Genomic DNA, 12,637 nt, shown 5'->3' on the forward strand with positions numbered 1-12,637 from the left:
AGTGTGCTGGTGAGCAGTCTTATCAGAGGATGCCGACGATGCGCAGTCGTGAGCACACAATCCGTGCGCCCCCTCGGAAGCCGTCACGCCCCTGAGTGTTCCGGGCACCCTCGACTACGCTGACGGTCATCGCACGACGCACGCGCGGGTCCCCGTGGCCCGCCCGTGGGAAGGGCGGCCCCGTCCCCGTAGGGCTCGGCCGACAGGGCGGGAGGGACGAGCGCGAACGCCGGGGGAGACGTCGTGGATGCGAACGAAGGCGCCCGGGTCGACGAGCCGCTTCGGGTCCGGCGGCGGACGGCCGTGAGCCGGGCTCTGCCGGGGGCGCCGGTGGTGTCGCGGGGCGTGTGGGGGGGAGCGGTCCTCGCGGCGCTGCTGCTCGGTGTGCTGGGGGTGCGGTACGCCGGTGCGGAGGAGGCCGGCGGGGTGGACGCGGCGATCTGGGCGGCGGCGTACGAGCCGGGGCCCCCGTGGCGGGGTGTCGCGCTGGCCACGGACTTCCTGGGGGAGCCGGTGGGAGCGGCGGTGCTCGTCGTGGTCACCGTGGCGGGCTGTCTGCTGCTGCGGGCGCCGCGCGCGGCGGTGCTGGCGGTCCTCGGCGCCGGCCTGAGCGTCGGGGTGACGAAGCTGCTCAAGCCGGCGGTCGGGCGGACCATCCATGACGGGCACCTGGCCTTCCCGAGCGGGCACACCGCCTTCCTGACCGCGCTCGCCCTCGTGGTGGCGCTGCTCGCGGCCGGTCGGCTCGGCACGGGCCGGGCGGCCGGTACCGCGCTCGTGTTCGGTGCGGCGCTGGCCGCCGGGGCCGCCATGGGCTGGGCGCAGGTGGCGCTGGGGGCGCACTACCCGACGGATGCCGTGGGGGGCTGGTGCGCCGCGCTGGTGGTGGTCCCGACGACCGCGTGGCTGGTGGACCGGGTGGCCGACGCCCCGCGCGGGCCCACCCGGTGACGAGGCGTCAGGCGCGGCGGCGGAAGACCGGACGCACCGGGCGTCCGCCCAGCCAGGGGGTGGGGTCTCCACCGTCGAGGGCCTTGCGGTACACCGCGCACGCCTGGGCCACCACGTCGAGGGTGTGCTCGATGTCGGCGTCGGTGAGGGCGCTGCTCACCACGAACGACGGGGCCAGCACCCCGCCCGCGAGGAGGCGCCGCAGGAACAGGGTGCGGTACTCCTGGGACGGCCGCCCGTGCTCGTCGAGGGTGGCGAAGACCAGGTTGCTGGCCCGACCCCGGACGAGGAGGTGGTCGCCGACGCCCATGGCCCCCGCCGCGTCGCGGACCCCGGCGGCGAGCCGGTCGCCGAGGGCGTGCAGCCGCGCGGTGACGCCCTCGTCCACGTAGGTGGTCAGCACGGCCATCGCGGCCGCCAGGGCGTGCGTCTCCGCGCCGTGGGTGGTGGACAGCAGGAAGACCCGGTCGCCGCCGTGCCGCAGCCCGCCGAGCTCCATCAGCGCACGGCGTCCGGCGAGGGCGGAGACGGCGAACCCGTTGCCGAGCGCCTTGCCGAACGTGGAGAGGTCGGGGACGACCCCGTACAGGCCCTGGGCACCGGCCTCCGACCAGCGCAGGCCGGTGATCATCTCGTCGAAGACGAGCACGCAGCCGTGCCGGTCGGCCAGCGCGCGCAGCCCCGCGAGGTAGCCGGGCGGGGGCTCGGTGTGGGTGGCGGGCTCCAGGATCAGGCAGGCGACCTCGCCCCGGTACCGGGTGAGCAGTTCCTCCGTCGCGGTCAGGTCCCCGTAGGGGAACGTCACGGTGAGCTCGTCGGTCGCGGCAGGGACACCGGCGGACATCGGCGTGGTGCCGATGAACCAGTCGTCGACGGAGAAGAACGGGTGGTCGGCGCAGAGGGCCACCCGGGGACGTCCGGTGGCGGCGCGGGCGAGCCGTACGGCGGCGGTGGTGGCGTCGGAGCCGTTCTTGGCGAACTTGACCATCTCGGCCGTGGGCACCGTGGCCAGGAAGCGTTCGGCGGCGTCGAGTTCCACGATGGACGGCCGGACGAAGTTGCTGCCGCGGTCGAGTTCGCGCCGTACCGCCTCGGTCACCCGGGGGTGGGCGTGGCCGAGGCTGACGGACCGCAGCCCGGCGCCGTACTCGACGTAGCGGTTGCCGTCGACGTCCCACACGTGGGCGCCGTGGCCGTGGCTGATGACGGGGGCCAGGTGCTCGGGATACTGGTCGTCGCCCTTGGCGTAGGTGTGCGCGCCCCCGGGGATCAGGGCGTGCAGCCGCTCGTTCGCGGTCCGCGACCTGGGCAGGGAGGGCTCCTCGGTGGACCGGGGCGCTCCGGTGACGTCACTGTGCATGGCGGCCTCTCAACTCCCCTGCGGGCGCAGGGCCTCGGCGAGGAGCGGCGCCTCGCGGTCCCGGCGGGACATGGCGGAGACGGGGAGCGGCCAGGGGATGGCGAGCTCCGGGTCGTCGAAGGCGATCGTCACGTCCTCGGCGGGGTCGTGCGGGCGGTCGATGCGGTAGGAGACGTCGGCGGTCCCGGTCAGGGCCTGGAAGCCGTGCGCGCAACCGGCCGGGACGTACAGGGTCGCCTGTGTCTGGTCGGACAGTTCGAAGAAGGCCCGGTTGCGGTAGGTCGGCGAGTGCGGCCGCAGGTCCACGACGACGTCGAAGACCCTCCCGTAGGAGCACCGCACCAGCTTCGCCTCGCCCGCACCCGAGCGCAGGTGGAGGCCGCGCAGCACGCCGCGGACGGAGCGGGAGAGGCTGTCCTGGACGAAGGCGTCCGGGTCGAGCCCCACGGAGCGGACCACGTCGGCGTCGAAGGTGCGGCAGAAGAAGCCGCGTTCGTCGGCGTGCGGGGTCGGCTCGAAGAGGTGGGCCCCGGCGATGGCCGGGACCTCGGTCGCTGTCATGCCGGGCGCGTTCATCGGATCTCCCGCAGGGCTCGGGCGTGGTCGGTCGTCGGGAAGACGGTGGTGCTGAGGACGGTGAACTGGTGCTCCAACTGCCGGACGGCGGTGCGGTTGCGCTCGGCGAGGGTCCGCCGCAGCCCCGCCGACGCGGCCTCCAGCTCCCGGAACTGCGTGAGCAACCGGTCGGCGTCGACCGCGCGGGCCGGGTGGCAGTACGCGTCGAGTCCCATCCGGGCCATGAGCGCGTCGCTCTTGGCCGCGTAGCTGAGGGCGAGCGTCGGGGTGCCGACCTTCAGCGCGCAGACCAGGTTGTGGTACCGGGTCGCGACGACGGCGTCGGCGGCCGCGGTCTCCCGCATCAGGTCGGCCAGCGAGCCCGCTTCGGCCGCCGTCACCAGGGGGGAGTCCACGGCGGCGAGGATCGCTTCGACCACGGCCGTGTCGGCGCCGTCCCCGGTGAGCAGCCGGACCGGCCTGCCCTCCTCGACGAGCGCGCGCGTGAAGCGGGTGGTGCCGGCCAGGTAGCGGCGGTGGATCTCCTCGGCACGGTCGCGTTCGTCGTCGCTGCCGTGGAAGTCCATGACGCCCAGGCAGACCGTGCCCGGTCGGGTCCGGGGGGCGCCCGGGGTCGGGGGCGGGGTCGGCAGGGCGAAGGCGAGGTCCGGGTAGACCTCGTCGCGCGTGGTGTCCACGCCCATCGCCCGCAGGGCGCGGCGGGACTGCGGGTCCCGGTAGGAACGGTAGGCGGCCAGCCGGGCCGACCAGCGCACCAGGGCACGGGTCGCCGGGCTGCCGATCGCGCCGGCGCCGACGCTGACCAGGGCGACGCGGGTGCCGAACAGCCGGCCGCTCGCGCAGAGCAGGAACAGCGCGTACGGGAAGCCCCACGGCCGCAGCGGCAGCGTGGCCTCCAGCACGCCCATCCCCGGCACGATCACCACGTCGTGCCGCCGGACCCAGGCGGCGGTGCGGACGGCGTCGACGAGTTTGCCCAGCCCCTTCGCGGCGATCGACGTGGCGCGCGAAGCGGTCCGGTACTCGCCCCGGTACCAGTGCAGCCGTGTCGCGGGAATCCCGTACCGTGCCGTGACGACCTCGGGCCCGCCGCACAGGGCGTCGACGACCGCCTCCGGGTGCCGTTCCCGCAGGTGGCCGAGGACGGCCTCCAGCGACCCGTCGTTACCGAGGTTGCCGGAGCCGAGCAGCCCGAACACCCCGACGCGCACCGGGGACGTGCGGGTGCGCGTCACGACCGTCCCTCGCGGCCCGCCACGAGGGCGTCGACGGAGACGCCGAGCCGCTCCGGGTCGACCGGGGCGCGGTCCTCGACCCGTTCACCGGCGCCCGGCCGGGCCCGGCTGGTGAGCCACGCGGCCAGGTGGCGGTAGCAGGCGCGCCGGTCCGCCGGGGACAGCGGCGCCCGCCGCACCGCCGCGACGAAGCCCCAGACGTACTCGGCGAGGAGCCGGGGCGTCGGGTGGAGCGGGCCCGCCCGGCGCGGGTCCAGGTTGACGCACCGGGCGCGCTTGCCCGGGTTCGCCCGCTCGGCGCGGGCGGGGTGGTCGCGGCGGAAGTACAGCAGCTCCGGCACCTGGTGGAAGGGCCCGTGCAGGGTCAGCTCGGCGACGAACGTCCGGTCCGCGTGGTGGTAGCTGTCGTGCGGCTTCACCCGGCGCAGGACGTCGGCCCGCATCACTCCGTAGAAGTCGTCGCCACCGGGCTCGAACAGCAGGCTGCGGAAGCGCTCCGGCGCGTGCGGGGAGTCGGTGGCGAGGCCGTAGGCGTAGGGCACCTTCACCCGGCCGTCGCCGTCGATGACGGCCTGTCCGCTGTGCGCGAGGATCACCTCCGGCCGCTCGTCCAGCGCCTGGACGCACCGCTCCAGCAGGGTCCGGGCGTACAGGTCGTCGTGGGAGGCCCACTTGAACAGCTCGCCCCGGCACCGGGTGAAGACGTGGGTGTGGTTCGGCGCGGCACCGATGTTCCGGGGCAGCCGCAGGTAGCGGACGCGTGGGTCCCGGGCGGCGTACCGGCGGCAGATGTCGGCGGTCCCGTCGGTCGAGGCGTTGTCGGAGATGACGAGCTCGAAGTCCTCGTAGGTCTGGCCGAGCAGCGCGTCGAGCGATTCGGCGAGGTACTCCTCGCCGTTGTAGACGGGCAGGCCGATGCTCAGCCTGGGCTGGGCGGTCATGGTGTCCTCACTTCGCGAAGGTGGTTCGGGTGGTGCTCGCGCAGGGCGGACCGCAGGTGCAGCCACCACACGGCCGAGCCGCACAGGGTCGCCGCGGCGACGCCCCAGGCGGAGCCGACCGTGCCGGCCGCGGCCGCTCCGCCGAGGCCGCCGCCGACGTAGCAGGCGGAGGCGAACAGCTGGCAGCGCAGGCTGCGCCGGGCCGCGCCGAGCGCGCGCAGCCCGGCCGCCGCGCCGGTTCCGAGCCCGGCGCCCGCGACGCCGAGCGTGGCCGGGACGATGAGCTCCGACGCGGCGTGCCAGACGCCGCCGAGCAGGAGCTCGCCGAACCGGTCCGGCACGAGCAGCAGGGCCGCGCCCCACAGCAGCGCGGCGGCGGCCTGGGCGCCGCCCAGTGCCAGGCAGAAGGGGCCCAGCCGGTGCGGGGCACGGCGCAGCACCCGGGCCGCCTCCGCGACGGTGACCAGGGAGAGCCCCATCAGCACGGCCAGGAACGGGCCGAGGAGCAGCTCGGCGCCCCGGATCACCCCGACGGCGTCGACCCCGACGATCGCCCCGAGGCCGTAGGCCCGCAGCTGGCTCGCGCCGCTGACGCCGGTGTTCTCGACGAGGTAGCGGTAGCCGAGGTCGCGGTGTGCGGTGACCCAGGCCCGCACGGTGGTCAGGGCGGGTCGCAGACCGGTCTGGAAGCAGCCGTAGACGGCGGCCACCGCGGCCGAGGCGCCCCAGGCGAGGACGAACGCGGCGACGGTCCCCACGCGGGCGGCGACGATCATGGCCGGGATCAGCGTGACGCCCCACACGACGTCGTTGACGAACGCCTTCCGCCCGGTTCCGGCGGCGAAGAACGCGTACCGCCAGGCGTCCTGGAGCAGCAGTCCGGGCAGCATGACGCCGAGGCAGGCGAACGCGGACCCGACCACGCCGCCGAAGCCCAGCCCCGCCACCAGGCACAGCGCTCCGATGGCGGCCCCCACCGCGAGCGCGGTCCCCGAGGACCGGGCAACCGCCCCGCGCCAGGCCGCCGTCGGCACGCCGCTGAAGCGCACCACGAGCGGGTCGGTGGCCAGGCCGCGCGAGACGCTGAGGACGACCCCGTACGTCACCCAGGCCAGGCTGAACACGCCGAAGGCGGCCAGCCCGAGCGAGCGGGCCACGAAGATCCCCACCGCGAAGTTGGTCATGCTGGAGGCCGCCTGGTCGGCCAGGCCCCAGGACAGCCGGCCGACGAGGGCCCGCCGGGTGCGTCCGGCCGGGCCGGCCGTCGTCGTCTCCGTCTCCTTCCCGGTGGTCATCGGCGTCACGCCTTGATCAGTCCGGCGTCGCACAGGGCGTCGGCCGCGGCGGCGACGGTGTCGAACGGCAGCCCGGAGCGCTCGGCGATGTCCAGCAGACCGTGCTCGCCGTCGGAGAGGTTGAGCACCCACAGCAGGGCCAGCTGCGCCTGCTTGGCGTCGCTGCGGCCGCCCAGGGCGTCGTACAACCCCCGGCGCCCGAGCTGAGGTTCGCCGTAGGGGCTGAGGTTGACGTAGCGCCGGTCGCGGTCCAGCACGGAGAACGCCTCGCGGCAGACCGCGAGGGTGTCCGCCATCGCCTCGGGGGAGACGAAGTCCAGGTCGTCCGCGGAGGTGTGGTACTCGGGGTACCCGGCGTACGGGGTCCGGCTGAGTGAGCCGACGCCGAGGTCGAAACCGGGGGAGCAGAACTGCCGCTCGTCGTAGCCGTAGGGCGTGAACTCGGTGATGCGGTACGGACGTTCGGAGGTGTCCAGTACGTGCCGCAGCACCCGGTCGATCCCGGCGTCGCCGCGTCGGCTCCGCTTGTAGGTCAGCTGCCCCCGGTCGCCCGCGCAGGCCAGCACCAGCCCGTGCCGGACGGCTCCCCGGCGCACGCGCTCCGCGTTGCGGGCCAGCCAGGTGATCGCCCCGATGGTGCCGGGGGCGAAGAGGAAGCGGTAGGTGTACCAGGGCGTCCGCTCCGCCAGCGCCCGGGCGAGGAACGTCGCCACCGCGATGCCGGCCAGGTTGTCGTTGGCCAGCGAGGGGTGGCAGACGTGGGCGGAGACGATCACCTCGTCGGCGACCTGCCCGGGGACGACGTGCTCGGCGTAGGTGAGGTGGCCGTCGGCGAGAGTGGAGTCGATCCGCACCTCGTAGAGGCCGTCCGGCATCGCGTCCAGCGTCTCCTGGGCCAGGCAGAAGCCCCAGTCCGGCCGGTAGTAGCTGGTGCGGTAGGGCACCCAGGAGGGGTGCTCCGGCAGGGTGTGCAGGTGGGCGCGCAGCTCGGACAGCGGCAGTGTCGCCGAGACCGGCACGCTGTAGCCGAGGACGTGCAGGCTGGACTCGGCGAAGTCGACGACGCGCCGCCCGCTCGCGTCGGCGATGTACGCGTCCCTGATGTTCCACTCCTGCGGCACCGTCCAGTCGAGCACCTGCGTGCCGGTGGGCACCTCGTGCACGTCCAGCGGCAGGTGGTCGCCGACGACGTCCAAGGTGGCGCGCACCCCGTCGCCGGTGATGCTCCGGCACAGCGGGTACAACCGCTCCACCAGCGCGTACATCTCCTCGCCCGGGCTCACCGGCGCCACCGCAGCGTGGCGTCGACGGAGCCGGCCTCGGACGCCGCCCGCAGCACGGCCAGCCGGGTGAAGCGCCGCTCGAAGCCCTCCCGGGTCAGCCCGTGCTCCCGGTAGGCGTCGGCCAGTTCGAGCGCGCCGCGCTTGACCGTCCAGGCGCAGTCGAAGCCGGGCAGCGCGGCGCGGAACCGGGAGAAGTCCACCCGGTAGGAGCGCGGGTCGGCGCCCGTCTCCCCGGTGATCACCACCCGCGAGCCGGGCACCGCCTCGGCGACCTGGTCCGCGATCTCGGCGACGGTCACGTTGTTCGTCTCGCTGCCGATGTTGAACGCCCGGTCGTGGACCGCCTCGCGCGGCGCGACCAGCGCGGCCGCGAAGGCGCGCGCGATGTCCGCCGCGTGCACCAGCGGGCGCCAGGGCGTGCCGTCGGAGAGCACCCGCACCTCGCCGGAGAGCAGCGCGTGGCCCACCAGGTTGTTCAGGACGATGTCGGCGCGCAGCCGGGGGGAGTGGCCGAAGGCGGTGGCGTTGCGCAGGTAGACCGGGCTGAAGTCGCCGTCGGCGAGCGCGTGGAGGTCGTCCTCCACCCGCACCTTGGACTCCGCGTACGGCGTCACCGGGCGCAGCGGGGCGTCCTCGGTCACCAGGTCGCCCCCGCCGGTGGCACCGTAGACGGAGCAGGTCGAGGCGTACAGGAAGCGCCGCACCCCGGCCTCGCGGGCCAGCCGGGCCAGCCGGACGGACGCGTGGTGGTTGATGGCGTAGGTCAGTTCGGGCGCCAGCGCGCCCAGCGGGTCGTTGGACAGGGCGGCCAGGTGGATCACGGCGTCCACCCCGGCGAGGTGGTCGGCCGTCACGTCGCGCAGGTCCGTCCGGGCACCCGGCGGGTCGGCGGGGGGCGGGCCCAGCACGCAGTCGGCGAACAGGCCGGCGTCCAGCCCGACGACCTCGTGCCCGGCGTCCGCGAGGACGGGGGCCATCACGGTGCCCAGGTAGCCCTGGTGCCCGGTCAGCAGTACACGCACGGTCATTCCCCCAGATCGAGAGTGAGTTTGGTGACGGCGAACGCCTCGGCGTAGCGCGCGTGGCATTCGATGCCGCGGATCCGGGCCAGCCCGAGGAAGGCCTCCCGGTCGAACCAGGGCCGGTGGCCCTGGGAGGGGTAGTGCTCCTGGAGGAGGCGCACCTTCCGGTCGGCGACCTCCGGCTCCAGCGGCTGGTACGCCACCGGACGCCCCAGATCGCCGTCCCACTTGACGATCTCGTAGCCCAGGACGAGGTGGTCGCGGAACACGGTGGGCATCAGCCGGGCCAGGCCCCGGTGGTCCTGGTGGGCGTCCTCGGTGCGCGGGGCCAGCACGAGGTCGGGTCGCGTCCGTGCGCCCAGCTCCTCGACGGCGGCCTTGGCCTCGTCCCAGTGCGCGGGCAGCCGGCCGTCCGGCAGCTTGAGCACGGTCAGCCGCAGGTCGGCGCCGGGGCAGAAGGCGTCGAGCGCGGCCCGCTCCTCCTGCTCGCGCTCGCCGCCGCCACCGGAGAGCACCAGGGCGTCGACGCGCAGACCCGGCCGCGCACCGCACAGCGTGAGCAGCGTGCCGCCGGCGCCGATGGCGATGTCGTCGCAGTGCGCGCCGACGGCGACGACGCGCTCCGGGCGCCCGGCCCGGAGCCGGATCACCGCCGCGCTCCCGGGACGGGCCCGCCGCCGGGCGCGAGCGCGCCGTCGCGCTCCCACAGGGCCCACGGGCGGTGGCCGCGGGCGTAGGCGTCGTCGAGCGCGGCCCGCTCCTTGACGGTGTCCGTCGGCTTCCAGAAGCCCCGGTGCTGGTAGGCCACCAGCCGTCCGCGCTTGGCCAGCTGGGCGCAGCCGTCGGCGACCAGGTCCCCGTTCTCGGGGAGGTGGTCGAAGACCTCCTGGCGCAGCACGAAGTAGCCGCCGTTCTCCCACAGCGGCAGTTCGCTCACCGGGGTGATGCCGCCGACCAGGCCGTCGTCGCCCAGGTCCACGCAGTGGAAGGAGGACTGCGGCGGCACGACCATCATCGACGCGCCGGCGTCGCGCCGGGCGAACCGGTCGATCATCTCCGGCAGGGGGGCGTCGGTCAGCACGTCCGCGTAGTTGGCGAGGAACATCTCGTCCCCGTCCAGGTGGGGCCGCACGCGGCGCAGCCGCTCCCCGATCGGCGACTCGATACCGGTCTGCACGAAGGTGATCGTCCAGGAGGAGATGTCGGCGGACAGCAGCTCCGGCCGCCCGCCGCGCAGGACGAAGTCGTTGGACGTCGTCTCCTCGTAGCGGAGGAAGAAGTCCTTGATGTGGTGGGCCCCGTAGCCCAGGCAGAGGATGAACTCCGTGTGGCCGAAGTGCGCGTAGTAGCGCATGACGTGCCAGATCAGCGGCCGTGGGCCGACCATCGCCATCGGCTTGGGGACGTCGTCGCCGGCTCCGTTGCGCATCCGCATCCCGTAGCCGCCGCAGAACAGTACGACCTTCATGGCTTGACCTCGACAATGCTCAGTTCCGGAATGGGAAAGACGAGCCGGCCGCCCCAGGCGTGCACGAAGGACAGCTGCTCGGTCAGCTCGGCCCGCAGGTTCCACGGGAGGACGAGGACGTAGTCCGGCCGGTCCTCGGCGATCCGCTCGGGCGGCAGCACGGGGATGCGGGTGCCCGGGGTGAACCGCCCGTGCTTGTAGGGGTTGCGGTCGACCGTGTAGGGCAGCAGGTCGGGCCGCACGCCGCAGTGGTTGAGCAGGGTGTTCCCCTTGCCCGGGGCGCCGTAGCCGACGACCGTCTCCCCGCGTTCGGCCGCCTCGACGAGGAACCGCAGCAGGTTCCTGCGCACCGTGGCGACCCGGGCGGAGAACTCGGTGTATCCGGACAACTCCGACAGCCCGGCCGCCTTCTCCCGGTCCAGGACCTCGACCACCCGGTTGCTCGGCTCCCCGGCCGCCTCGGCGGGCCGGGCCCACAGCCGGATCGAGCCGCCGTGCGTGGGCAGCAGCTCGACGTCCACGAGCGTGAGGCCGCCGCTCGCCAGCGCGCGGGCCGCCGAGGCGACCGTGTAGTACTGGAAGTGCTCGTGGTAGATCGTGTCGTACTGGTTCTCCTCGATCAGCGTCAGCAGGTGCTGCACCTCGATCGAGACCCAGCCCTCGTCGGCGACCAGCGCCCGCAGCCCCCGGGTGAACCCGACGACGTCGGGGATGTGCGCGTACACGTTGTTGGCCACGACGAGGTCCGCCGGGCCGTGCTCGGCGCGCACCCCGGCCCCGGTGTCGGGGTCGAGGAACGCCGTGACCGTGGGCACGCCCGCCTCCCGCGCGGCGGCGCCGACGTTCACCGACGGCTCGATGCCCAGGCAGCGGATCCCCCGCTCCCTCACGTGCCGCAGCAGGTACCCGTCGTTGCTCGCCACCTCGACGACGAAGCTCTCCCGCTCGCGGAGGTCGAGGCGCCCGACGGCGTCGTCGACGAAGGTGCGCGCGTGCTCCACCCAGGAGGTGGAGTAGGAGGAGAAGTACGCGTACTGCGTGAAGGTCTCCTCCGGCGTGATCAGCGGAGGGATCTGCGCGAGCCAGCAGTCGGTGCAGACCCGCAGGTGCAGCGGGTACGTCGGCTCCGGCAGGTCCAGTTGGTCCGCCGCGAGAAAGCTCTCGCACGGCGGGGTCGCCCCCAGGTCGACGACGCTCTCCAGCGCCGTCGAACCGCAGAGTCGGCATCGTGTCATCTCACGTCCCCATCCCGCTCCGGCGGTGAGCCCCGCCGCGAGCCTGTGCTCTCGTCCCCGACCGGCGGCGGGACGTCCCCGCCGCCGGACCGCACCGCGATGGCGGTGCGGTATCCGTCCACCAGGCGCTCCAGCCCGACGGCCGGGCTGAAGTCCCGCTCGTAGCGGCGCCGCGCCGCCTGGCCCATCGCGCGGTTGCGGGCCGGTGCGGCCGTGATCCGGCGCAGGCGGGACGCGAGCGCGCCCGCGTCGCCGGGCCGGTGCAGCAGGCCCGTCACCCCGTCCTCGATTAGTTCGACGAAGGCGCCGTGCGCGGCGGCGACGGTGGGCACCCCGGCCGCCATGGCCTCCACCACGACCAGGCCGAACGTCTCCAGCCAGGTGGAGGGCGCCACCACCGCGACCGACCGGGCGATCGCCCGCCGGCACTCCTGCTCGTCGTACAGGCCGACGTAGCGCACGTCGTCCCGGTCCGCCGCCCAGGCGGCCACCTCGCGTTCCAGCGGTCCCGCCCCGGCGATGACGAGCGGCACCCCCACCCCGCCGTCGGCGGCGAGCGCGTCCCAGGCGGCCATGAGCAGCCGCAGGCCCTTGGCCTCGGCGAGCCGGCCGAGGAAGAGCAGGTGCTCCCCGCCGCCCGTGCGGCGGGCGCCCGGGTCGGGCACGAAGTTGTGCTTGACCGCCAGCCGTTCGGGCGGCATCCCGGCGCCCACCAGGACCTCGCGCTGCGCCGCCGAGATGCAGAAGAACCGCTCCACGCCGGACCACCAGCGGCGCCGGTTGACCGACAGGCTCACCGCGAGCGGGACCGTCGCCAGCCGGGAGTTCCGGTAGCAGCCGTGCCGGACGGCGGGCAGCGGTGCCGCGCCGACGCACTCGGTGCACGGGCGGCCGTCCCGTTGCAGCGTGCCGGGCGCGCAGAACTGGTTGTAGTTGTGCAGCGTGGCGACGGCGGGCACGCCGACGTCGGCGCAGGCGGCCAGTACCGACGGCGACAGGAGCGGGAAGACGTTGTGGACGTGCACGACGTCCGGCCGCTCCGCCCGCAGCCGGGCGGCGAGCTCCGAGCGGACTCCCGGGTTCCACGGCACCAGCAGCGGCAGTGCCGCCTTGCCCGCCAGGGACCGGGCGGCGATGTCGTCGCTGCGCCGCTCGAAGACCTCGACCCGGTGGCCGGCTCCGCGCAGCAGGGTCACCTCCCGGTCGACGACCTTGTTCTCGCCGCTCGGCTGCGCCGAGGCGTAGCGGTTGTGCACCACGAGGACGTGCAT

Annotated in this window: 12 protein-coding genes; 1 reads left to right on the forward strand and 11 read right to left on the reverse strand. The window is 74.5% G+C overall.

The window, feature by feature from the left end; genetic code table 11:
* Positions 1–303 precede the first annotated feature (303 nt).
* A complete protein-coding gene (locus tag IF129_RS14245; RefSeq protein WP_318153749.1) occupies positions 304–951 on the forward strand; it encodes a phosphatase PAP2 family protein in 648 nt (215 codons plus the stop codon).
* A gap of 7 nt (positions 952–958) precedes the next feature.
* Here the strand turns inward: IF129_RS14245 and IF129_RS14250 are convergent, their stop codons facing one another.
* Genes IF129_RS14250 through IF129_RS14300 form a run of 11 tightly spaced genes read right to left on the reverse strand, consistent with a single transcriptional unit; the run spans position 959 to position 12,637 of the window.
* On the reverse strand, positions 959–2,311 hold the full coding sequence (locus IF129_RS14250) for a glutamate-1-semialdehyde 2,1-aminomutase (RefSeq protein WP_191210001.1): 1,353 nt from the start codon (positions 2,309–2,311) through the stop codon (positions 959–961).
* Positions 2,312–2,320: 9 nt separating this feature from the next.
* Positions 2,321–2,872, reverse strand: a complete 552-nt coding sequence (locus tag IF129_RS14255; protein WP_191210002.1) for a dTDP-4-dehydrorhamnose 3,5-epimerase family protein — start codon at positions 2,870–2,872, stop codon at positions 2,321–2,323.
* A gap of 11 nt (positions 2,873–2,883) precedes the next feature.
* Positions 2,884–4,122 carry a polysaccharide pyruvyl transferase family protein gene (locus IF129_RS14260; RefSeq protein ID WP_318153742.1) on the reverse strand — a complete coding sequence of 413 codons (1,239 nt, stop codon included), beginning with the start codon at positions 4,120–4,122 and terminating at the stop codon, positions 2,884–2,886.
* Complete coding sequence (locus tag IF129_RS14265; protein WP_191210003.1) at positions 4,119–5,063, reverse strand: glycosyltransferase family 2 protein; 945 nt, start codon at positions 5,061–5,063, stop codon at positions 4,119–4,121. The genes IF129_RS14260 and IF129_RS14265 overlap by 4 nt, the downstream gene beginning before the upstream one ends.
* Positions 5,060–6,358: an MATE family efflux transporter gene (locus IF129_RS14270; protein WP_191210004.1), complete on the reverse strand. Its 1,299-nt coding sequence runs from the start codon at positions 6,356–6,358 to the stop codon at positions 5,060–5,062. The genes IF129_RS14265 and IF129_RS14270 overlap by 4 nt, the downstream gene beginning before the upstream one ends.
* A 5-nt stretch (positions 6,359–6,363) precedes the next feature.
* Positions 6,364–7,650 (reverse strand): DUF4910 domain-containing protein, encoded by a 1,287-nt coding sequence (locus tag IF129_RS14275; protein ID WP_191210005.1) that lies wholly within the window; start codon positions 7,648–7,650, stop codon positions 6,364–6,366.
* Positions 7,638–8,663, reverse strand: coding sequence for an NAD-dependent epimerase/dehydratase family protein (locus tag IF129_RS14280; RefSeq protein ID WP_191210116.1), 1,026 nt, complete (start codon positions 8,661–8,663; stop codon positions 7,638–7,640). Before IF129_RS14280 ends, IF129_RS14275 begins: the two co-directional genes overlap by 13 nt.
* A gap of 2 nt (positions 8,664–8,665) precedes the next feature.
* The gene (locus IF129_RS14285) at positions 8,666–9,313 is read right to left on the reverse strand and encodes a PIG-L deacetylase family protein (RefSeq protein WP_191210006.1); all 648 of its coding nucleotides are present in this window, start codon (positions 9,311–9,313) and stop codon (positions 8,666–8,668) included.
* Positions 9,310–10,131 (reverse strand): glycosyltransferase family protein, encoded by an 822-nt coding sequence (locus IF129_RS14290; protein WP_191210007.1) that lies wholly within the window; start codon positions 10,129–10,131, stop codon positions 9,310–9,312. The genes IF129_RS14285 and IF129_RS14290 overlap by 4 nt, the downstream gene beginning before the upstream one ends.
* On the reverse strand, positions 10,128–11,366 hold the full coding sequence (locus IF129_RS14295; RefSeq protein WP_191210008.1) for a class I SAM-dependent methyltransferase: 1,239 nt from the start codon (positions 11,364–11,366) through the stop codon (positions 10,128–10,130). Before IF129_RS14295 ends, IF129_RS14290 begins: the two co-directional genes overlap by 4 nt.
* On the reverse strand, positions 11,363–12,637 hold the full coding sequence (locus IF129_RS14300; RefSeq protein WP_191210009.1) for a glycosyltransferase: 1,275 nt from the start codon (positions 12,635–12,637) through the stop codon (positions 11,363–11,365). Before IF129_RS14300 ends, IF129_RS14295 begins: the two co-directional genes overlap by 4 nt.

The organism is Streptomyces chumphonensis, from assembly GCF_014779715.1.
Classification (GTDB): domain Bacteria; phylum Actinomycetota; class Actinomycetes; order Streptomycetales; family Streptomycetaceae; genus Streptomyces; species Streptomyces chumphonensis.

Excerpts from the sequence above, each read along its gene's own strand:
- IF129_RS14265 (WP_191210003.1), bottom strand. The coding sequence starts at position 5,063 with ATGACCGCCCAGCCCAGGCTGAGCATCGGCCTGCCCGTCTACAACGGC.
- IF129_RS14250 (WP_191210001.1), bottom strand. The coding sequence starts at position 2,311 with ATGCACAGTGACGTCACCGGAGCGCCCCGGTCCACCGAGGAGCCCTCC.
- IF129_RS14270 (WP_191210004.1), bottom strand. The coding sequence starts at position 6,358 with ATGACCACCGGGAAGGAGACGGAGACGACGACGGCCGGCCCGGCCGGA.
- IF129_RS14290 (WP_191210007.1), bottom strand. The coding sequence starts at position 10,131 with ATGAAGGTCGTACTGTTCTGCGGCGGCTACGGGATGCGGATGCGCAAC.
- IF129_RS14295 (WP_191210008.1), bottom strand. The coding sequence starts at position 11,366 with ATGACACGATGCCGACTCTGCGGTTCGACGGCGCTGGAGAGCGTCGTC.
- IF129_RS14300 (WP_191210009.1), bottom strand. The coding sequence starts at position 12,637 with ATGCACGTCCTCGTGGTGCACAACCGCTACGCCTCGGCGCAGCCGAGC.
- IF129_RS14255 (WP_191210002.1), bottom strand. The coding sequence starts at position 2,872 with ATGACAGCGACCGAGGTCCCGGCCATCGCCGGGGCCCACCTCTTCGAG.